This is a genomic window from Thioalkalivibrio sp. ALgr1 (genome assembly GCF_000378285.1).
GTDB lineage: Bacteria > Pseudomonadota > Gammaproteobacteria > Ectothiorhodospirales > Ectothiorhodospiraceae > Thioalkalivibrio.
In genome coordinates, this window is sequence record NZ_KB905136.1 from 132,331 (window position 1) to 153,213 (window position 20,883).

22 protein-coding genes are annotated in these 20,883 nt (G+C 66.0%); 8 read left to right on the forward strand and 14 right to left on the reverse strand.

The window, feature by feature from the left end; translation table 11 throughout:
• Positions 1-171: 171 nt before the first annotated feature.
• The 4 genes from F466_RS0111595 (at position 172) to F466_RS0111610 (ending at position 6,407) form a co-directional block, all read left to right on the forward strand.
• Entirely contained in the window at positions 172-2,193 is a 2,022-nt protein-coding gene (locus F466_RS0111595) for a site-specific recombinase (RefSeq protein WP_018994185.1), read from the forward strand.
• Positions 2,194-2,200: 7 nt separating this feature from the next.
• On the forward strand, positions 2,201-3,217 hold the full coding sequence (locus tag F466_RS0111600; RefSeq protein WP_018994186.1) for an alpha/beta fold hydrolase: 1,017 nt from the start codon (positions 2,201-2,203) through the stop codon (positions 3,215-3,217).
• Positions 3,218-3,350: 133 nt separating this feature from the next.
• Entirely contained in the window at positions 3,351-5,951 is a 2,601-nt protein-coding gene (locus F466_RS0111605) for a bifunctional diguanylate cyclase/phosphodiesterase (RefSeq protein WP_018994187.1), read from the forward strand.
• Between the two features lie 78 nt (positions 5,952-6,029).
• Positions 6,030-6,407 (forward strand): YajD family HNH nuclease, encoded by a 378-nt coding sequence (locus F466_RS0111610; protein WP_018994188.1) that lies wholly within the window; start codon positions 6,030-6,032, stop codon positions 6,405-6,407.
• A 31-nt stretch (positions 6,408-6,438) separates the two neighbouring features.
• Here F466_RS0111610 and F466_RS0111615 read toward each other — a convergent pair whose 3' ends face one another.
• Entirely contained in the window at positions 6,439-7,020 is a 582-nt protein-coding gene (locus F466_RS0111615; RefSeq protein WP_018994189.1) for a GNAT family N-acetyltransferase, read from the reverse strand.
• Between the two features lie 212 nt (positions 7,021-7,232).
• Here F466_RS0111615 and F466_RS0111620 point away from each other — a divergent pair, with 212 nt between their 5' ends.
• Positions 7,233-7,682, forward strand: coding sequence for a host attachment protein (locus F466_RS0111620; RefSeq protein WP_018137852.1), 450 nt, complete (start codon positions 7,233-7,235; stop codon positions 7,680-7,682).
• Between the two features lie 63 nt (positions 7,683-7,745).
• Here F466_RS0111620 and F466_RS0111625 read toward each other — a convergent pair whose 3' ends face one another.
• From F466_RS0111625 to F466_RS0111635, 3 genes are all read right to left on the reverse strand, one after another.
• Positions 7,746-8,453: a 2-keto-4-pentenoate hydratase gene (locus F466_RS0111625; protein WP_018994190.1), complete on the reverse strand. Its 708-nt coding sequence runs from the start codon at positions 8,451-8,453 to the stop codon at positions 7,746-7,748.
• 215 nt (positions 8,454-8,668) lie between these two features.
• The gene (locus tag F466_RS0111630) at positions 8,669-9,319 is read right to left on the reverse strand and encodes a histidine phosphatase family protein (RefSeq protein WP_018994191.1); all 651 of its coding nucleotides are present in this window, start codon (positions 9,317-9,319) and stop codon (positions 8,669-8,671) included.
• 92 nt (positions 9,320-9,411) lie between these two features.
• The gene (locus F466_RS0111635; RefSeq protein WP_018994192.1) at positions 9,412-10,005 is read right to left on the reverse strand and encodes a histidine phosphatase family protein; all 594 of its coding nucleotides are present in this window, start codon (positions 10,003-10,005) and stop codon (positions 9,412-9,414) included.
• Positions 10,006-10,148: 143 nt separating this feature from the next.
• Here F466_RS0111635 and F466_RS0111640 point away from each other — a divergent pair, with 143 nt between their 5' ends.
• Positions 10,149-10,997 (forward strand): proteasome-type protease, encoded by an 849-nt coding sequence (locus F466_RS0111640; RefSeq protein ID WP_018137848.1) that lies wholly within the window; start codon positions 10,149-10,151, stop codon positions 10,995-10,997.
• 97 nt (positions 10,998-11,094) lie between these two features.
• Here the strand turns inward: F466_RS0111640 and F466_RS0111645 are convergent, their stop codons facing one another.
• Together F466_RS0111645 and F466_RS0111650 are read right to left on the reverse strand one after the other, a co-directional pair.
• Positions 11,095-12,042, reverse strand: coding sequence for an alpha-E domain-containing protein (locus F466_RS0111645; protein ID WP_018137847.1), 948 nt, complete (start codon positions 12,040-12,042; stop codon positions 11,095-11,097).
• Between the two features lies 1 nt (position 12,043).
• Positions 12,044-13,492, reverse strand: a complete 1,449-nt coding sequence (locus F466_RS0111650) for a circularly permuted type 2 ATP-grasp protein (RefSeq protein WP_018994193.1) — start codon at positions 13,490-13,492, stop codon at positions 12,044-12,046.
• 122 nt (positions 13,493-13,614) lie between these two features.
• Between F466_RS0111650 and F466_RS0111655 the strand changes: the two genes are divergently transcribed.
• On the forward strand, positions 13,615-13,899 hold the full coding sequence (locus F466_RS0111655; protein WP_018994194.1) for a hypothetical protein: 285 nt from the start codon (positions 13,615-13,617) through the stop codon (positions 13,897-13,899).
• A gap of 103 nt (positions 13,900-14,002) precedes the next feature.
• Here F466_RS0111655 and F466_RS0111660 read toward each other — a convergent pair whose 3' ends face one another.
• The 6 genes from F466_RS0111660 to msrP form a co-directional block, all read right to left on the reverse strand.
• Complete coding sequence (locus F466_RS0111660) at positions 14,003-14,548, reverse strand: phosphatidylglycerophosphatase A (protein ID WP_012983052.1); 546 nt, start codon at positions 14,546-14,548, stop codon at positions 14,003-14,005.
• 40 nt (positions 14,549-14,588) lie between these two features.
• Entirely contained in the window at positions 14,589-15,563 is a 975-nt protein-coding gene (gene thiL, locus F466_RS0111665) for a thiamine-phosphate kinase (RefSeq protein ID WP_018994195.1), read from the reverse strand.
• Positions 15,564-15,585: 22 nt separating this feature from the next.
• Positions 15,586-16,107, reverse strand: a complete 522-nt coding sequence (nusB, locus tag F466_RS0111670) for a transcription antitermination factor NusB (RefSeq protein WP_018995200.1) — start codon at positions 16,105-16,107, stop codon at positions 15,586-15,588.
• A 22-nt stretch (positions 16,108-16,129) separates the two neighbouring features.
• A complete protein-coding gene (gene ribE / locus F466_RS0111675; RefSeq protein ID WP_018994196.1) occupies positions 16,130-16,615 on the reverse strand; it encodes a 6,7-dimethyl-8-ribityllumazine synthase in 486 nt (161 codons plus the stop codon).
• 97 nt (positions 16,616-16,712) lie between these two features.
• On the reverse strand, positions 16,713-17,306 hold the full coding sequence (locus tag F466_RS0111680) for a sulfite oxidase heme-binding subunit YedZ (protein ID WP_018994197.1): 594 nt from the start codon (positions 17,304-17,306) through the stop codon (positions 16,713-16,715).
• Between the two features lie 64 nt (positions 17,307-17,370).
• The gene (gene msrP, locus F466_RS0111685; RefSeq protein WP_019592473.1) at positions 17,371-18,342 is read right to left on the reverse strand and encodes a protein-methionine-sulfoxide reductase catalytic subunit MsrP; all 972 of its coding nucleotides are present in this window, start codon (positions 18,340-18,342) and stop codon (positions 17,371-17,373) included.
• A gap of 289 nt (positions 18,343-18,631) precedes the next feature.
• Between msrP and F466_RS0111690 the strand changes: the two genes are divergently transcribed.
• A complete protein-coding gene (locus F466_RS0111690) occupies positions 18,632-18,832 on the forward strand; it encodes a PA3496 family putative envelope integrity protein (protein WP_012983058.1) in 201 nt (66 codons plus the stop codon).
• A 126-nt stretch (positions 18,833-18,958) separates the two neighbouring features.
• Here the strand turns inward: F466_RS0111690 and F466_RS0111695 are convergent, their stop codons facing one another.
• Positions 18,959-19,513, reverse strand: coding sequence for a transposase (locus F466_RS0111695; protein ID WP_012983059.1), 555 nt, complete (start codon positions 19,511-19,513; stop codon positions 18,959-18,961).
• A gap of 159 nt (positions 19,514-19,672) precedes the next feature.
• On the reverse strand, positions 19,673-20,818 hold the full coding sequence (locus tag F466_RS0111700) for a lipocalin-like domain-containing protein (protein ID WP_018648968.1): 1,146 nt from the start codon (positions 20,816-20,818) through the stop codon (positions 19,673-19,675).
• Positions 20,819-20,883: the final 65 nt, after the last annotated feature.

Here is a 20,883-nt window from a genome sequence, read left to right on the forward strand (position 1 = left end):
ACCCGCATTGCCGCAACGGGAGGTGCGCATGCGCCGAGATCGGCCCTTGCTACACGGGATTTGTTCGTTTCTCGTATTCGGCCTGACCACGGTTCCGGGCGAACCCGGGGGCCGCTGACCGGGCACCGGCTATCCGTATAATGGGCGCTTTCCGATTGCGCAGGGAGCGTTATGCAGACCCCGGACGATGCCGCACAGTTGCTGGACGCCCTGCAGGATGACAGTCAGTGCGATCTCGCCGAGACCCTGCGCCGCATCGTGGACTGGCTGCGCCCGGACAACCCCCGCAACATCGCGCCGGTCATTGCCCGGATCGAGAGCCTGACGCTGGCCCTCCAGGAACAGCCCGAGGTTCGCGAACGCCTGCGCGAGCGTCTGGAGGCCGGCCTGGAGGACGCCCGCCACCTGACGTTGTATACCGGCGTGGGCCTGTTCTCCCGCAAGGGTTTCTTCCGCGAGGCCGCGGAACTCCTGTACGAGCGCATCAATCCGCACCCGATGGACCGCGCGGATCTCCGGGACGTGCTCTACCACGTCTTCCACAACCCCGATGACGCGATCTGGGTATCGGCGCTGCCGGACGATGCCTGGTCCCGGCTGCTCGGGGCGCTGGGCTGCCTGTCCGGCGAACACCCCGGCGTGCTGGACCGCGCCCGCAGCGAGACGCTCTACGCCCTGGAGATGCTCTCGATCTGGATCGCCGCCGAGGAACTGGAACCGGAACTGCTGCGGCTGGATCCGTCGATTGCCGAGCGCAATTCCGCCTTCGTCGCGCAGGAGCGCGAGATCTCCGCCTATGTGCGCGACTACCGTGCCTGGCTGCAGGACCCCGGCCACGAGCGCATGGACGACGCCCATGCCCGCGTGCTGCTGGAACAGTGCGGGGATCAGATCCTGCGCCTGCGCCGGCGGGCGATCACGCATGGCAGCAGCCTGTCACTGACCCATCTGCTGGAGCGCCTGGACCAGACGCTGTCGCGCATCCACAAGCTGCTGGACCTGCTCGAGCCGCGCGAGGAGGCACACACACGCACCACCGCGGTGGGCGTGTTCCGCGAGCTGGTCACGGCCAGTGCCCGCCGCCACGGGCTGCGCGCGCTGTGGCAGGACAACATCCGGCTGGTCTCGCGCAGCATCACGCAGCATGTCTCCGACACCGGCGAGCACTACATCACCCGTGATCGCGGCGAGTACCTGACGATGCTGCGCTCGGGCGCCGGTGCGGGCCTGATCATCGCCTTCATGGCGCTGATCAAGATCCAGGTGGAATCCCTGGGCCTGTCCGAGGGCTGGAACGCCTTGTGGGTCAGCCTGAACTACGGTCTGGGCTTTGTGCTGATCCACATCCTGCACTTCACCGTGGCGACCAAGCAGCCGGCGATGACCGCCGCGCGCCTCGCGGCCGCGATCGAGGAGAACGAACGCGGCACGGCCGATGCCTCGAAGCTTGCGGAACTGCTGGTACGGGTTGGCCGTTCCCAGTTTGCGGCCGTGCTGGGCAATGTCGGCGTGGCACTCCCCACGGCGCTACTGATCGGGGCCCTCGCGGCCTGGGGTTTCGGCACACCGATCCTTTCGGGCACCGAGACGGATTACCTGCTGGACGGCCTGCGCCCGATCCTGGGCCTGGCGCTGTTTTTCGCGGCCATCGCCGGGGTCTGGCTGTTCGTCTCTGGCCTGATCGCCGGGTTCTTCGACAACCGCTGCGCCTATCTCGACCTGCCCGGGCGCCTGCGCGAGCACCCGCTGCTGCAGCGGCTGCTGCCAACCACCACCCGTCACCGTCTCGCCGACTGGGTCGGATACAACTACGGCGCGGTGCTGGGCAATTTCCTGTTCGGCATGCTGCTCGGCATGACCGGCTTTGTCGGCTACCTGCTGAACCTGCCGCTGGACATCCAGCATGTGGCCTTCGCCTCCGCCAACCTCGGCTACGTGACCGCCAGCGAGTCGATCGGCGTGTTCACCTTCCTGCTGTTCCTGGTGTTCGTGCTGCTGATCGGCGCGGTGAACCTGTGGGTCAGCTTCGGCCTGGCCCTGTACGTCGCCCTGCGTGCCCGCGGCGTCCGCATCGGGGCCTTCGACCGCGTGCTGAAGGCCTACGGCCGACACCTGCGCCGACACCCGACGCAATTCCTGCTCCCACCACGAGGTGGCGAGGCACAGGAAGGTGACGAGGCGCCGCCCAGGTGAAGCCGGCATGATGCGCGTCTGGTGGGTCGTCCTCGCCGCCTTCTGGCTGGCCTCCTGTGCCGGCAGTCCGCCGCAGCCGGCCGTGGACGATGCCCCGGATGAACGCCCGGACGCCGAGGTGCTGGAAGCCGCGGACGGGACCCGCCTCCCGCTACACCGCTGGGGACCGGAAGAGCCCCGCCGGGTCGCCCTGGCCCTGCACGGCTTCAACGACCACGGCGGCAGCATGGCGGCCCTGGGCGAGGCCCTTGCCGAGCACGAGATCGCCGTCTACGCGTTTGATCAGCGCGGCTTTGGCGCCAACCGCGATATCGGCCGCTGGGCGGGCTATCAGACGATGGCCGAGGACGCACGCACCGGGCTGCGCATCCTCGCCGAGCGCTATCCCGACAACCCGCCCTACCTGATCGGCAAGAGCATGGGCGGCGCCGTGGCCCTGGTGGCCGCCACCGGCGAAGACCCGCCGCCCATGCGCGGGACGGCGCTGATCAGCCCGGCCGTCTGGAGCCGCGATCAAATGCCCTGGTACCAGCGCTTCGGCCTCTGGGTTGGCGCCCGCATTGCCCCCGGCATGCGCCTGACCGGCGAGATGGCGGCGGAATTCGATATCCAGCCCACCGACGACCCGGCGGTCCTGGAGCAGATGCGCGATGATCCGCTGGTCCTGCGCGATGCCCGCATCGACGCCCTGGACGGACTGACCACGCTGATGGGCCGCGCGCTGAGCGCCGGAGGCACGCTACCCGCCCCAAGCCTGCTGCTCTACGGCGCGAAAGACGACCTCGTGCCACCCGGGCCTACGGCGGTGCTGGCCGAACACCTGGCCGCGACCGGCGACCCCGGCCACCGCATGGTGCTCTATCCCGCGGGCTACCACATGCTCACGCGCTATACCCGTTCCGCGGACACCTTTGGCGATCTCGTTGCCTGGATGCTGGACCCCGAGCCCAACTTGCCCTCCGGCCACGAACGCGCGCCCGAGACCATGGTGCAGAACCTGCAAGAACTCGACACGCAACGCTGATTCGCGCCGACCGGCCCACGCCGGCGAAAGGGCCACAAAAGTTGCATCGCTTGCGCATGTGATCCAGATCAAGATCCCGGGGCATGAGGTATCTAATACTCAGAGGCCTTTTGCCTGGACCCGCGAGGTCTTCATGTCCGCTGAACGCCCCGCATCCCCGCGCCGGGCCCTGCGACTGCGGCTGTTCATCGTCGCCGCGATCATGGGCGTGGCCCTGCTCGTGTTCCTGACAGTCCATATCACCTCCACGCTGATCTACGAACGGACGATGGCGCGCCAGGCAGAACAGACGGCCAGCGGCATCGCCCACCAGACCTTCGCCTCGATGTTCCAGATCATGCGCGAGGGCTGGACTCGCGAGCAGCTGGAGGCGTTCTCGGCGGGGATCGAGGAATCGCTGGCGGATACGCCGCTGCAGCTGGATTTCTATCGCGGCGAGAAGGTCTCGGCACTGTACGGCGACGTGGATCAGCCCGCGTGGCACGAGCGCATCGAGCATGCGTTCGAGACCGGCGCCATCGAAAGCCGCCAGGACAACGGCGAGCTGCGCTACACCTTCCCTCTGCGCGCCCGCAACGAATGCCTCGCCTGTCATGGCAACGCGTCCAGCGGCGATGTGCTCGGGGTGATGGAGGTGCGCCAGGACCTGGGCACGGCCATCAGCGAGGCGCGTAACCAGCAGGTCTGGACCTTCCTCGGGACCGGGCTGGGCACGCTCTTGCTGGGCTCCCTGATCGCAGCCTGGGCAACGGCGCCCATCACCCGCTCGGTGCGCCGTTTCCAGGACCAGGTAACCCGCGTCAATGCGATCAAGGACCTCAACCACGTCGAGACGCAGGCGATCGACACCGGGTTCGTGGAGCTCAACCAGGTGGTCGACCAGGTGGATGACCTGGTGCGCAAGCTGCGCGCGGTCGCGGTCGACAAGGACATCCTCGAGTTCGAATTGAAGCTACTGGACAAGTTCATCATCACGTCGGATGTGGTGCGTGACTGGCGCGAATACATCGGGGTACTGCTGACCGAGATCAACACGATCATCGACGCCTACACCCTGTTCACCCTGTTCAAGGCCAACGACGACGTCTACGAGCTGGAGATCTTCTGGCGCGCGGAGCCCACGGAGGCCACCCGGCGCACTGTGGAACGCCTGGCCACGCATCGCATCCGGGCGTCCGAGGAGTTCGTGCGGGACGCCAACATCAGCGTGCGGCACAACGTCGCCGACGCCTCCAGTCATCTGCCGGAACTCTCGCCCCGCCAGATCGAGCTGGCGACCAAGTCACTGGTACTGGACACCCCGCGCATTGGCGGTGTGGTCGGCATCGGCGTGCAGTCCGATCTGGTGCGCGACCCGGTACGCCATGTCGTGATCGAGAGCATCCTGTCGACCCTGCTGAACCTGGTCGGCTCGGTGAAGGCGATCTACAAGTACACCCAGGACCTCGAGTACTACGCGACGCGTGACCCGCTGACCAATCTTTACAACCAGCGGGTGTTCTGGGAGCTGTTCAACTACGAGATCAAGCGCGCCGAGGGGCATGGCTATTCCTTTGCGGTGATGGTCGTGGATCTGGACAACTTCAAGACCATCAACGACCGCTACGGCCATGCCTTTGGGGACCGCTTCCTGCAGGCCTATGCGGAGACGATCCAGGGCGCGATCCGCAACGAGGACATCCTGGCGCGCTACGGCGGCGACGAGTTCGCGTTAATCCTGCCCGAGACCGACCAGCACTCCGCCTGGCAGCTCGCGGCGCACATGGCCGAGGCCACCGATGGCCTGTCGCTCCCGGCCCCGGACGGCTCGCGGGTCAAGGCCACCACCTGCATTGGCATCGCCGCCTATCCACGCCACGGCAAGGACACGCGCGACCTGTTCCTGGTGGCCGACAACATGATGTACAAGGCCAAGCGCGAGGGGAAAAACGCGGTCTGCGTGCCGAGTGACGAAGAAGTGGCCGCAGTGTTCCGCGAGGCGGGCGAGACCGGCATCATGATCATGGAGGCGCTGGAGGACCGCCGCATCGTCCCCTACTTCCAACCGATCATGGACACCGCCACCGGCGAGGCCCATATCCACGAGCTGCTGATGCGCATCCGTGTGGGCGACGAGTTGATCCCGGCGGGCCAGTTCGTCGAGGTCGCCGAGACCATGGGGGTGATGCACCAGCTCGACTACGTGCTGATCGAGCAGGCCTTTATCGAGGTCAGCCGCTCCGGCTACTCGGGGCTGTTGTTCATCAACCTCTCGCCGCGCGCCCTGATCATCGGCGAGTTCATCGGCAAGGTCCGCCAGTTGGCGCACGACCACGGCATCGAGCCGGCCAAGGTGGTCTTCGAGATCACCGAGCGCGACACGGTGAAGAACATGGCCGTGCTGGAACAGTTCGTACTCGACCTGAAGCAGCAGGGATTCCAGTTCGCAGTCGACGACTTCGGCTCGGGCTTCTCCTCGTTCCACTACCTCAAGCGCTTCCCCATCGACTTCGTGAAGATCGAGGGCGACTTTGTGCGCAACATGGTCCACGACGCGCGCGACCAGGCATTTGTCCGCTCGATCGCGGCGCTGGCGCGCGACCTGAACGTGCGCACCATCGCCGAGTACGTGGAGGACGCCGAGATCCTGGAAGCGGTCAAGTCCATCGGCATCCACTACGCCCAGGGCTTTCATGTGGGCCACCCCGGCCCCGGACCGCTGCCCGGTCCCGGGAATGGCGAGACCCGCCACTGAACGGCCTCGCCTGACGGCCCACGCTGTTTTATCGTGGGATACCGCTACGCTGTGGCTGACAAAGCGGCCGGAGGCACGATGGGACAAAAGGGCAAGGGGTCTTCCGAACGGCTGGACGCGCTGGTCGCGCAAAGCCATCAATCCAGGACCGAACGCGAGCGGGGCTATCGCGAACAGGCGCTGAAGATGTACCCGTGGGTCTGCGGGCGCTGCGGGCGCGAGTTCACGCGCGCCAACCTGCAGGAACTGACGGTGCACCACCGCGACCACAACCACGACAACAACCCCCCCGATGGTAGCAACTGGGAGCTGCTGTGCCTGTACTGCCACGACAACGAACACCAGCGCTATACCGACGCGACCCCAGGGAGCGGCAAGAGCGCCGAAACCACGGCGACCCATAACCCCTTTGCCGGGCTCGCCGATCTGCTGAACCGGGACGAAGACTCGAAGTAAGGCCTGCGGGGCAGGCGTCCCGAGGACTTGCTTACAGTGACCGCCACCAGAACTGGAGCGGCTTCCAGGTCTCCCCGTCCTCGCCCAGATCCGGCCAGTGGTAGTGGCACACGAGCCCGTCGGCGGGCTCGTAGCCGCGCTTGCGCCAGAAACCGTCCAGCGGGCGATAGTCCGCCGGGCGTGCCGGATGTTTGTCCGGACGGATGACGGCACAGAAGGTCGCCTGCGTATAGCCCGACTCGCGCGCTGCGGCCTCGCGGGCATCAAAGAAGCGATGGCCGGCCCCCTGTCCCCGATAAGGCCGCTGCAGGACCGACTCCGCGAGATAGAAATACCGCTCGGGGTCCAGTCCGTTCTGAGCGAAAGGGGCCTGAAAATCGGCGTCGGCCGCCGCCAGCGGCAGCGAGGTCGACGCCCCCACGAGTTCTCCTCTATCCCAGGCGAGCACCACCGCGCTTTGCGGACAGCGGACATAGTCGGCCAGGTAGTCCCGCTCGTACTCGACGGAGCCTTCGTACAGGTAGGGCCACTCGCGAAAGACCTCGATACGCAGGCGCGCGATGGCCTCCAGGTGCGGCTCAAGGCCCGTGCCACGTTCCACCGTGAAATTCACTCCCGCCTCCTTTATTTGTACGTCCTGTGACACAGATCAAAGGGGCCGATTCGATGCCCCTGGAACCAGGAAACTCAGCCACAACGATCTACACTCAAGAAGAAAGGATGCAACATCCCGCGCGGACCCGATCGCAGTACCGGGCCCGCTCGTGGATCGCGCGTTCATTTCGCCCTTCGGGGCATTCACGCCTGTCCAACAGGAGGCACTGTATGGATACCGTATGGATCGTTGTGGCCGATGCCGCCCGCGCGCGCATCCTCAGTTGTGAAGGTCGTGCCTGCCAGGGTCTGCACGAAATCGAAACCCTGACGCACACCGAGTCCCGCGTACATCCCCGGGATCTGGTCACGGACCGCCCCGGCCGCAGCTGGAGCAGCGCCGGAGGTGACGGCCGCCACGCCATGCAGGAGACCACCGACCCAAGTGTCAATGAACGCAACCGTTTCGCCCGCGAAGTCGCCGACCGTCTCCGGGGGGGCTATCACAGCGGCAGCTATCAGCGGCTGGTCATCCTTGCCGCGCCACAATTCCTGGGGGCCCTGCGCGAACTGCTGGACCCGCAGGTCGCGCAGATCGTAACCGCCCAGATTGCCAAGAACGTTTCCAAGATCCAGGACCCGGCCGCCCTGCGCAGTCACCTGCCGGACTTCCTCTACTAAGCCACTGACCTTGCTCGACAAGGGCCCGCCCAGCGCGGGCCCCTTTTTTGATCGGGCCCGTTTTTACTCGAACCGCACTTCGACTTCCGGGGCCTGGCCCGGAACCAGGCCCTCGTAACGCACCAGGAAGGCGTCGTGTTCATCCACCGAAAACAAGGGCCCGAAACTCCCCAGGCTCAGCAGTTCGCCGGCCTCGAGGGTCTCGCCGCGGGCCGCCAGTTCATCCACCAGCCAGAGTACGGCGTCCAGTGGGTGTCCGAGGATGGCGCTACCCGGATACTCGCCCAGCACCTCGCCATCCTCGTTCTCGATGACCACCGTCATCGCGGCCAGCGTCTCACCCATCTCCGGGTTCACGGGCAACGGCTCGCCCAGGACACCTCCCCGAGCGCCCACGTTGATCGCGGTAATGCTCCGGGCATCCAGGGTGGAGGGGTCCGCGACCATCAGATCCACGAGCTCAATGAATGGCAGCACCCAGTCGATGGCCGCGAGCACCTCGGCATGGTCCGATGCCTGCATGATGGCCGGGTCCGCCACGCGCACGGCCAGATCGGCCTCGACCATGGGGCGCGCGCCGAAATCCCGTTCGACCGGAACCTCCGACGGCCAGATCATCCCGACCAGCATGGGGCCCGCCACCGGGGCATCGGCGCCGAAGCGCTCTTGCATGCTCTCGGAGGTCAGACCGACCTTCCACCCCACATGCGGCCCCACCGCCGCATCCAGATCCGCCACCAAGGCGCCCTGAATGCACAGGGCATCGGCCATGTCCTCCGGTTGGACCCGAGCTACGGGCTCCCGATCCAGCCAGGCGGCTGCGAGAGCCTCGCCCTCATGGGCACTGCCCTCCGGGCAGGCCGCGAATGCAGGACCCGCGATCCATAACCCGAGCAACAGCCCTGCCAGGCCAACACCCCTGCAAGGACGCATGCGGATTCTCCCCAAAACGGCCATTGTACCCGGGGACCGCCCAGGTGACGTCGCTAGTGCGGATCGGATGCCTCGCGTTCGGGAGTCCCGGGGACGGGTGCGATACGGTCGGCATCGGGCTCGGGGAAGTCACTCGGGGCGAGCACCCCGAGGAGCTTGGGGCCGTCGTGTGCGGGCACGAAGATCGCCAGTTCGGCCTCCTGGATTTCCAGATCCACCGCCTGGCGCAGGTTCAGGTCGTGGCCCACGACCACGATGTTGGAAGACGGATCCTCCGGGGGCGTATGGAGGTGGCGCGCTAGGCCATCGATCAGATGGGCACGGCGGTCCTCGTCCCGCACCCAGGGGAGATTGAAGAGGTCATAGCGGATCTCGTATTCCTCGAAGGCCAGCGAGGCGGTCTCCCAGTTTCGGCAGAAGGGACTGGTCAACACTTGTTCGACCGGGATCTCCAGCGCGCGGAAGCCGTCACCCACCCGCCGCGAGTGATTGCGCCCAAGGGTGCTGAGATTGCGCTGCCCCGCGCAGTCATCCATGTCGCTGATGTCGTAGTCATCGTGCGAGCGGTCGGTCTCCGCATGGCGCCAGAAGACGACCAGCCCGCCGCCCTGCAGGCGTTCGATCAATTGTTCCGCACTCAGCTCATCAGCCCCAAGCCCCAAGGGGACGAGGCCGATCAGCAGCGCCCCAAAGAACCCAAACATCCGCCTCGCCATCGCCTCTGCTCCCCATGCTTCGTCTATCCAACACTATAATGCGTAGACGAAATATCGAGGGCGCGCCCGGGCGGACCGGCTCAGAAGTCGTCGGGCGTCAGCACCCCCAATAGCCGCGGGCGTTCCTCTCCGGGTTCGAACACCGCGATCTCGCCCTCGTCGATCTGCACCCGGGCCGCCCGCTGCAGGTTGATATTGTGCCCCACGATTACGACGTTCTGGTCGGCATCTTCGGGGAGTGTATTCAGATAACGCTGCAAGGCGCGAACCAGCTCGTCCTGACGCCCGCGATCGCGTACCGGCGGCACGTTGAACAGATCCTCGCGGATCTCGTAGGCGCCCTCGCCAAAAGCGATCCGGGCGCTATCCACGTTGCGGCAGAACGCCGAACTCAGGATCGACTCGACCGGAATGGCGTGACGCTCGAAACCCTCGCCTACCTTGCGCGCCTCGTCCTTGCCCTGATCATTGAGGTTGCGCTGCAGCTCGCAGCGGGACATGTCCGACAGGTCGCGGTCACGCTGGCTGCGGTCGGTCGCCGCGTGGCGCCAGTAGATCACCAGCCCACCCTCCTGCATGCGCTCGATCAGCGCCTCGGGAGCCAACTCGGCATCGGCGTGGCCCACCGCCGGTACGAGAAGAGTCGCAATCAGAATAAAAGCCATGCGCCACATGCGTTATGCCCTCACGTTTCCCACCCGACATCCAGTCGGTTCAGACCAACCGTACCACCCGAGGTTCGCCATACCCGATCGTTGACGCCCCCCCATCTCGGCCCTAGTATTCCGTTCTCCCCAGCCCGGAATCCCGCTCCCGCATGACCTACTGTGTCGCCATCGATCTGGACGACGGCCTCGTGTTCGCCTCCGACTCGCGTACCAATGCCGGTGTCGACCAGGTCAGCACCTACAGCAAGATGCACACCTTCGAGGTCGAGGGTCAGCGCATGTTTGTCGTGCTGACCGCCGGCAACCTGGCCACCACGCAGGCCGTGGTGCACCGGCTCAAGCGCGACATGGAGGACAACGCCGAGGAGAGCCTGGCGACCGTGGAGCGCATGTCGGACGCCGCCGAGTACCTGGGGCGCCTGAATCGCGAGGAGACCGAGAAACACTCGGAGGCCCTGTCCCGTTCCGGCATGCAGGCCGAGGCAACGATGATCATCGGCGGCCAGATCGGGGAGGCCCCCCCTGGCGTCTACCTGATCTACCCCCAGGGTAACTACATCACCACGTCGCAGCAGACGCGGTTCCTGCAGATCGGCGAGAGCAAGTACGGCAAACCGATCCTGGATCGCATCATCGAGCACGACACTGGGCTCGGCGATGCGGCCCGCTGTGCGCTGGTGTCGATCGATTCCACCATCCGCTCCAACCTGACCGTCGGGCCGCCGATCGAGGTCCTCGTCTACGAGCGCGGCACCCTCGACTTCGACCACTACCTGTGCATGGAGGCCGACGACGAATACCTGCGTTCCCTCACTCAGGCCTGGGACGAAAACATCAAGCGTGCCTTTACCGACCTCCCCCGCTTCGACTGGGAAGGCACGCACGGGCGCAAGCAGCGCGGGACGCGGGTCAGCCGTGGATCCAGCAAAACCACCGGCGGCAGCAAGGCCGGCACCACCAAGGCAAGCACCAGCAAGCCCAAAAAGCCCCGCCGCTGACCACGGCGCCGTAGGAGCCGGCTTGCCGGCGAAGCCCCTGCCCGTGCCGAACGCTGGCAGGGGCGTTCGCTTGCAAGCAAGCTCCCAGAGGGGCGGGTTACGCGGCTTGTGCAGGGGCGGCCAGGAACCAGGTCTCGGCATTGGCGCCGTGGATATCCGCGATGTCCTGCTGCAGGCGGTCGACAAAGTCGTGCAGACCGTCTTCGGCCAGCAGTTCGTCCACGTTGGCGTTCATTGCATGGCGCCGGGCCTGGATGACCAGCCGTAGTGGAACTTCGTTGTTCGGCAGGCTTTCCAGCGCATCCTGCACCTGCTTCAGGGCGTGGGTGACCGAACGCGGAAAGGCGCTGTCCTGCAACAGAAAGCGCACGACATCCACGCCATTGATCCGCCGCTTCACGTGCTGGCGGTACATCTGAAAGCCACTCTCGGAACGCAGGATGCTGGTCCACAGCAGGCCCTCGTAGGGCTCCGGGTCGTCGTGGTCCTTCTTCAGGAGCTTCAGCGCGCCGACATCCACCTGACGCGTGCCCATGTCCGCGCGTTCCAGATTGCGCCCGAGGCGGATGAAGTCATAGGCGGCATCGTGACTCATCGTCCCCGCCAGCAGCCCGGTCAGGGTCTGGCAGCGCTGAACGATGCTCGACAGGAATTCGAAGCGACCGCGCTTGCCGATGCCCTGGTCGATCTCGTCACGCGCAAACAGGTAGAGCTCGTTCATCACCTCCCAGGCCTCGGATGGCACCAGGTCCCGGGTGGTCCGCACGTTCTCGCGCGCCGAGCGCAGGGAGTTGAGCACCGAGCTGGGGTTGTCGGCATCGGCCAGCAGGAACTTCACGCAATTGCGCTCGTCCTCGCGCTGGTAGTGGTTGTCGAACAGCTCGTCGTTCCCGGTCACCTCGACCAGGCCCTTCCAGGAGAGCTGTACCGACTTCGGCATGTCCAGCGCCAGCAGATGGAAGGCCGTGACCATGCGCGCGGTGTTCTCCGCCCGCTCGACATAACGCGCCATCCAGTACACGCGTTCCGCGACTCTCGAGAGCATCTTAGTTCTCCTCGTCCACGATCCAGGTGTCTTTACTGCCCCCGCCCTGCGAGGAATTCACCACCAATGAGCCCTTGCGCATCGCCACCCGGGTCAGCCCGCCCGCGGTCACGTCCGTGCGCACGCCCTGCAGGATGAAGGGCCGCAGATCCAGGTGGCGCGGCTCGATATCGTCGCCGCACAGCGTCGGCGCGACGGACAGGTCCAGGGTTGGCTGCGCGATGTAGTTGCGCGGGTCCTTCTGGATCAGCTGGGCGAACTCCGCGCGCTGCTTCTTGGTGGCGTGCGGGCCGACCAGCATCCCGTAGCCCCCGGACTCGTTGGCCGGCTTCACCACCAGCTCGTCCAGGTGATCGAGCACGTACTCGCGGTCCTTGTCGTCCACGCACAGGTAGGTCGGCACATTGGGCAGGATCGGCTCCTCGTCGAGGTAGTAGCGGATCACCTCGGGTACAAAGGCGTACATCACCTTGTCGTCGGCGACCCCGGCCCCGGGGGCATTGGCGAGCCCGACATTGCCCTTGCGCCAGGCGCGCATCAGGCCGGGCACGCCGAGCATCGAGTCCGGATTGAACACCTCCGGATCGATGAACTCGTCGTCGATCCGGCGGTAGATCACGTCCACCCGTTCCAGACCGTCGATGGTGCGCATGTACACGCAGTCGTCATCACCGACCACCAGGTCCGCGCCCTCGACCAGTTCGGCCCCCATGCGCTGGGCCAGGAACGAGTGCTCGAAATAGGCCGAGTTGTAGATCCCCGGGGTCAGTACCGCGATCTCCGGGTAGTCCTGTGGGCGGGGCGAGATCGAGGCCAGCATGTCGAACAGCTGGGTCGGGTACTCGTCCACCGGGAGGATGCTCGAGTTCTCGAACAGCTCCGGGAACACGCGCTTGGTCACCTGCCGATTTTCCAGCATGTAGGAGACGCCAGAGGGCACACGCAGGTTGTCCTCCAGCACGTAGAAGTCGCCCTTGCCGTCGCGTACCAGGTCGGTGCCGCAGATGTGCGCCCAGACGCCGTGCGGTGGGGTGATCCCCACGCACTGCTCGCGGAAGTTCTTCGACTGTTTCAGTACGTAGCGCGGGATGATCTTGTCTTTGAAGATCTGCTGCTTGTTGTAGATATCGTTGATGAACATGTTGAGCGCCGTCAGGCGCTGCTCCAGCCCCTTCGACACCCGCTCCCATTCGGCTTTGGTGATCACCCGCGGGATGATGTCGAACGGCCAGGCGCGGTCGATGTTCTCGCCTTCGGTGTAGACCGTGAAGCTGATACCCATTTCCAGGATCGCGCTGTCGGCCGCGGCCTTGCGGCTCTGGATCTCGGCGTCGTCCAGGCTGCTGAGGTAATCGGTCAGGGGTTTCGCCGGCTTGCGCGGCTTGCCAGGCTTGGCAATCAGTTCATCAAAGAAGGGCTTGGGGTCGTATTGCTTCCAGTCAATCGCCATACGTCGGGTCCTCTGACGCGGGGAACGGTTTGCACTACAGTAGCGCCTTTTCCGGCACCACGGGCAATAGCCGAAATGGGGTGGTGTACGTTTTTCGTCCCCCTGACCCGCCAGAGGTTCCCATGAGCGACACCCTCGAACAGCGCCTGATCGCGCTCTACGAGCATCCGAAGATCCAGGGCTGCAACTGGCAGCCGCGTCTTTTCTGGTATCCGGCCACCGATGGCGGACCCTATGGAGAGCTACGCGTGGACGGCCGCGAGCTGGAGGTGTTTCTTGCCACGATTCTGGGCGAGGCGTCGACCGAACGCGCCGGTCTGGACACGGAACAGGGGGGCCGCGGGACCTTCATCGCGGCCAATGCGCGGCGCCATGAACTGCCTCTTTTCACCCGGAGTCAGGGATGATGGGATTCGCGTTGCTCATCCCATCCTACGGCGCGCCACCAACCTCGTAGGATGGGATGAGCAACGCGAATCCCATCAAAGGGCTCTAACAACCGAAAGCCGGCTACTGCACGAAGAACTGCTGGAACAGCGCCGCGAGAATCACCAGCGCAAACCCGGCGTAGAGCCCCGCGACCACGTCATCCATCATGATCCCGTGCCCGTCCTTCCACTTGGCGTCAAAGTAGTTGGCCGGCCACGGCTTGAGGATGTCGAACAGCCGGAACAGCAGGAAGCCGATCACGATCCAGACGAGCCCCGCAGGTGCGAACGCCAGGGTAATCAGCATGCCCGCCCATTCGTCCCAGACGATCCCGGGATGGTCGTGCACGCCCAGACGGCGTGCGCTCTCCCCGCAGATGTGGAACCCGGCCATCACCACGAGCACGGTGACGGCCAGATAAGCCCACTCCGGGAAGTTCATGATCGCGAAGTAGAGCACCAGCGCCCCGAGCGATCCGGTGGTCCCCGGTGCCCAGCGCGACAGGCCACTCCCGAACCCGAAGGCCAGCAGGTGGATCGGATCAGTGAACACCGTCTTCGCCGACGGCATCTTCGGCTTTGCGCTTTGGGCGGGCGCCGCACCGGCGCCGGTCTTCTTCCTGGCCATGACGTCCCTTGGCTTTGTTCTTTTGTTTTTGTGTTTCTGGCTAGCCCGCGAAATGATCGTGGCCCCGGCGCGCGACGTCCAGCCGCGCGCCATGGGCGTCCACCACCTCGATATCGCGGCCGCTGGTGAACTCGCCGATCACGGTCAGCGAGGTGCGCACGCTCAGGCTCAGCAGCTCCAGCGGCTCGGTGGGCGGCAAGGCAAACAGCAGTTCGTAGTCCTCGCCACCGGCGAGCACACAATCGCGAACCATTTCCTCGGGCTGCCCTTCCAGCAACGGATCGACCGGCAGCTGCGACCAGTCGACCCGGGCACCGCAGCCGCATGCCGCGGCCAGATGGCCGAGGTCCGCCAACAGCCCGTCCGAGATATCGATGACGGCGCGCGCCCGATTGCGCAAGCCACGCCCCAGTGCCAGGCGCGCACTCGGCCAGAACAGGCGGGCGCAGTCCGGGGACTCCTCGTCCGGTGGCCGGCCCTGCGCCCGGCGCTGCTTCTCAAAGGCGAGGCCCGCGGCCGCCCCGCCCAGTGCGCCGCTGACTACCAGGCGGTCACCGGGGCGGGCACCGGCGCGCCGCAGGGCCTGCCCGGCCGGGACCTGACCCAGCACAGTCACGCTGATTGCCCCGGGGCCACGCGTCGTATCGCCACCGACCAGCGGAACCGAGGCCTGTTCGGCCAATGCCAGAAAGCCGCGGCTGAAGGCCGCCAGCCAGTCATGGTCGACGGAAGGCAGGGTCAGGGACAGGACCGCCCCAAGCGGATCGGCCCCCATCGCAGCAAGATCGCTCAGGTTGGCGGCCAGGGCCTTGTGCCCCAGGCTGGCCGGCGGGTGGTCGGGGAAGTAGTGCGTCCCCTCGACCATCGTATCCACGCTGACGACCAGCTCGTGGCCGGCCTGCACCCCAAGCAGCGCGGCGTCATCGCCAATGCCCAGGCGCACGTCCGGGCTGGTCCCGGCAGGTTCGGCAAAGTAGCGCCGGATCAGATCGAATTCGGAGTCGGGACCGGTCATGGCGAGAGGCGGCCCATCGGAATCAGCGTTGAACGGAACGCTCGGGGCCGCGCAGGTCGGCAGAGAGCCGATCCAGCACCCCGTTGATGTAGCGGTGCGACTGCTCGGCGCCGAAACGCTTGGCCAGGTCCACCGCCTCGTTGATCACTACGCGATAGGGCACATCGATGCGCTCGGCGAGCTCCCACTGGCCGAGCCACAGCAGGGCCCGCTCGACCGGGTCGAGCTGATCCAGCGGACGGCCCAGGTACGGCTCCATACGGGCATCCAGGGCCTCGCGGTTGCGTGTCACACCGATCAGGATCTCGCGGAAGTATTCGGCGTCGGCCTTGGCGTGTTCCTCGTCGTCGCGAAACTCGGCCAGGATGTCCTTGGGCTCGGCCGCCGTCATCTGCCAGGAATACAGGGCCTGCATGGCACGGCGGCGCGCAACCGAGCGTGCGTGGCGGGCACGCTGCTCGGGCGTACTGTGCGGGCGTTTGCCCCGCCCGCCCTGGCGCGGGTTCTTGCCTGCGGGCTGCGAAGGGTTATGGGATTCACTCACGGCGTGTACGGCACCCACTCGTTCAGGAGTCGGCGCGCAGCTTGCGCATCAGGCTGACCATCTCGATCGCGCCCATTGCGGCATCCGCGCCCTTGTTGCCGGCCTTGGTGCCGGCGCGTTCGATCGCCTGCTCGATCGAGTCGGTCGTCAGCACGCCGAAGCTGATCGGAAGGTCCTCGGTCATCTGCACCTGGGCCAGGCCCTTGGCGGCCTCGCCCGCGACATAGTCAAAGTGCGGGGTCGAGCCCCGGATCACGCAGCCCAGCGCGATCACCGCGTCATAACGGCCGGAGCGCGCCATCGCCTGCGCCGCCAGCGGCAGCTCGTAGGCGCCGGGCACGCGTGCGATGGTCAGGTTCTTCTCGGCGACGCCGTGGCGCTTCAGGGTGTCGACCGCGCCTTCCAGCAGGCGCTCGACGATCAGGCTGTTGAAGCGCGCCAGCAGCAGGCCGTAGCGATGGTTGGCGGCATCCGTGAACTCGCCTTCCAGGGTCTCGATCTCGTGCATGATGTGGTTCCGGTCGGAATGGGGCGGACACGCGGCCCGCAAATCCTGCGTAGTGTAGCATCGCGGCGCGCCTAGGGAGACGCTTATGGACGGGGCCTCAGGAAGCGGTGGCGGCCCTGCGTGCCCGCACCCTTCGCGCCCAGATCCAGGAATGGACCGCCCGCCAGCCGAGCAGGAAGGCCAGGATCGCGGCGTACAGCGCGACCTCGCCATAGTCCGCCCGCGCCAGCCAGAGAAAATGCAGGATCGCCAGCACCCCGGCCACGTACACCCCGCGGTGCAGCCAGACCCATTTCTTGCGGAGCCAGCGCTGTGCCCCGTCGGTGGAGGTTACCGCCAGGGCGAGCAGGATCACCCAGGCGGCAAAGCCGACCATCACGAACGGCCGCTCGGTCAGGTCGTAGAGCACCAGCTCCCAGTCGAAGAACAGGTCCAGCCCCAGCCAGGTCAGGGCATGCGCGGTTACGTAGCCGAACGCCACCAGCCCCAGCATCCGGCGCAACCGGGTAATCCAGGCCAGCCCCGTCATCTGCCGCAGCGGGGTCACGGCCAGCGCGATCAGCAGCGCGATCATCGCGTGGGTGCCGGAGAGCTCCAGCAGCTTCTCGATGGGGTTCGCTCCCAGCCCGCCGAACCATCCGAGCGCGCGCAGGCCAATCCAGACCGCGGGCACGAGCGAGAGCAGCAGCACGCCCGTCCAGACGCCTCGCGGGGGCTGCCCTCTGCGGCGTTGGGTCGTCGCCACGCCGAACCCGTCAGAAATACTCGGTCAGGTCCATCCCCTCGTACATCGAGGCGACTTCATCCCCATACCCGTTGAACATCTCCGTGCGCCGACGGCGAAACTCGCCAATGCGCCGCTCGGTGCGCTGCGACCAGCGCGGGTGATCCACGTCCGGGTTCACATTGCTGTAGAAGCCGTATTCATCGGGCTGCGCCTGATTCCACAGGGTCGGCGGCTCGTCCTCGACGAAGCGGATGTGTTTGATGGACTTGATGCTCTTGAAACCATACTTCCAGGGCACGACCAGACGGATCGGCGCCCCGTTCTGGTTCGGCAGCACCTCGTCGTACAGCCCTACGGCGAGGATCGTCAGCGGGTGCATCGCCTCGTCCATGCGCAGGCCCTCGGTATAAGGCCACTGCAGCCCGCCACTGCCGCGGCGGCGGCGCTGGCCGCGCAGGTTGTCCGGGTCGTAGATACTCTCGAAGGCCACATAGCGGGCATCGCCCCGGGGCTCGGCCTTTTCGATGATGCGGTTCAGCTCGAAGCCGATCCACGGGATCACCATCGACCAGCCCTCTACACAACGCATGCGGTAGATCCGCTCCTCCAGCGACCAGGGACTGATGAAGTCCTCCACCGCGTACTCACCCGGGTTGTCGCACAGCCCGTCCACCTTGATGGTCCAGGGATCCGTCTTCAGCTGGTCGGCATAGGTCTTGGGATCGCCCTTGCCCGGCCCCATCTCGAAGAAGTTGTTGTAGCTGGTGATCTCCTCGTACGGCGTCTTCGACTCGTCGGTGGAGTAATCACTGGGCTCGAAGTCGAGCTCAAAGCCGCGCAAAGCAGCCGTCGCCGGGACCGCCATGCCCAGCCCGCCCAGGGCCAGACCGGCACCCAGCCCAACACCCGCGCGCAGGAATTCCCGCCGTCGCTGGTAGATTGCCTTCGGGGTAATTTCGCTGCGGGCGGGATCGGAACGCCGCCGCGTACGAATCAGCATGAACAACCTCGCATCTCGACCATTCGGGACCAACCGGACCGCCAGCCCATTCCCTGCAGGGCGGCACCGCAGGTGCCTGTCCAAGTGTCTCCTTCGGGATGGACCGGTAACCCGTCGCCAAGTTCGAAAACCCTGGCACTTTTGCCGCTGTCATGCTCCGACTGTGGACAATAAGGAAACGCGACAAGGCATAAGAATTTTCTGCTTGCGCGCGGCCGCCGCCGCTATATAAGGCTTTCCTGATGCCGCAGTACCGGGGTGGCCCGGCCGGCATACCTGGAGACCCCGCATGGACCTCAATCTCGATACCGGTTTCGACAGCACCGAAGACCTCACCGGCCTGTTCGAGAACCCGCTCGTCAACGACCGCGGCCCGAGCAAACACGCCGCCCGCCGTGCCCTCGAACGCATGATGGAAGAACGCGCCCTGCGCGCCCACCTGCAGGACGACTTCGACCTCGACCACGCCAGCGACCCACTGGACTGGTAGCCAAAAGAAGGGTGGCCCATATGGGCCACCCTGCGTTTCTCAACGATGCGTTTCGCGGGGCTCAACGCATCCTACGAGGGGCGGCAGGGGTAGCCTCGTAGGATGCGATGAGCAAAGCGAATCGCATCAATCCCTGAATCTCCAATCCCTCTCCCCCAAAGGCCAATCCTCCATCTCGGGCACCCCGCCCCAGTCCGCCGGATACACCCCGGCCCGCACGAACCGGTGGAAGCTGGAATATGGCCAATCCGCCACGGCCCGAACCCAGCCGTGCTTGACCGGGTTGTAATGGATGTAATCGACGTGCCGCGCCCAATCCCGCTCGTCACGTATGCAACGTTCCCAGAACCGGCGCTGCCAGATGCCGCGCTCGCCTCGCTGAGCCCGGCTGTATGTTCGGGTTTCGATCGGCGCAATCGAACGCGAAAAGCGTGCCTTGATCAGTCGCCATCTCCGACTGAAATCGGTATCGCCCTCCGGCAACCGCCAGATGCAGTGCAGGTGCTCGGGCAGCACCACCATTGCGTCTATGACGAACGGGTGCCGTCGCCGTACCTCGCGAAATGCGTCCCTCAGGGCATCAATATGATCGGTCAGCAGGGTGGTGTTGCGACGCCAGGCGGCGTTCACGGTAAAAAAATACGTGCCGCCGGGCACGTATACGCGGCGATAGTCCGTCATCCATAGCCCCCTTCCCTGGGTTCATGGTCTTCAACGTTGTTGCGGAATGATGCGATTCGCTTCGCTCATCACATCCTACAGCTATCCCCTCCCCTTCGTAGGATGCGTTGAGCCCCGCGAAACGCATCAACGCAGGATGTGCCGCCCAAGCCCCCCGGCCTACTCGTCGTCGTAGCCGGTCAGCTCCACGAAGCCGCGCCCAACGGGTTGCCCTTCGCTATCCAGGATGTCCACCGCGCCTTCCCAGTAGCGGATTACGGTATCCATCTCCTGGTCGTCGCGGATCGCACGCACGGTGAACTTGCGCGGGGCCGAGCCGTCCGGCGGCGCGATGCGCATCGCCCATTCCACTGGGTAGCGGTTGCCGGAGGGCTGCGTGGCCCAGCGCCGGGGCTCCAGTTCGACCTGGTCGGGTTCCAGCAATCGGTCGTCGGCATCCGCCGGCATCCAGCGGCCCTTGGACAGCGGGTGCGGCTCGCCGTCTTCCTTGCGCAGCTGGTAGTACATGACGTCCAGCCCGTCGTCGAACTGCAGCGCGAACCAGTCCCAGCCCACCTGATCCTCGGACAGCGCACTGGTGCTCCACTCGCGGTCCATCCAGGCCTGACCGGTGACCGCCAGGGGCCCGCGCTCCGCCCGCTCGACCTCACCGCTCACTTTGAGGCGGGGCATGGAGTAGTAATAGGAGGCATTGCCAGGCTCCGGACCCTTCTGGCTGAGCCCCGCCTCGCCCTGGAGCACCGGGCCGCGCAGGGGCTCCAGTTCCAGCGCCAGCCGGTAGTCGTCCACGCTGAAGTCCAGCGTCCAGCGGTCCCGGTCCAGATCCGCCAGCTGCCAGTCCTCGGCCCAGACCCGGCCGACCGGCTCCGTTGCCCCGGCCAGCCCCGCCCCGTCGCGCACGAAGCGCTCCTCGGAGGCGTGGTACCCGGCCTCGCGGTCGACCACCGCCGTATGCGCCATCCAGATATCCGGGCTGGCCCACGCCGAATCGTGCCAGTTGGCGTCCCCCGCCAGCTCCGGCGCCAGCCCGACGCGGAAGAAGGTGATGTGAAAGCCCAGCCGTTCGCCCTCCGGCCCATCGAGGTTGCCGGTCACATACCACCACTCGTTGCGAAACCCCGGGTGCGGCCCGTGGTCACGCGGAAACTCGAATACCCGCGGCGCATCCGCGCGCCGGAACCCCTCCGTCTCCTCCCCGCCCAGGGCCTCGCCCACCCGCAGCCCCGACACCTCGGCCTCGCGCGCATCCGGCGGCTCCGACCCGCCACAGGCCGCCAGCAACACCACGAGCCCAACCAGCACCAACAGGCGCAGGACCTGGCATAAGAGTGCCTGTGGGAGCGGGCTTGCCCGCGAAAGGACCTTGCCAG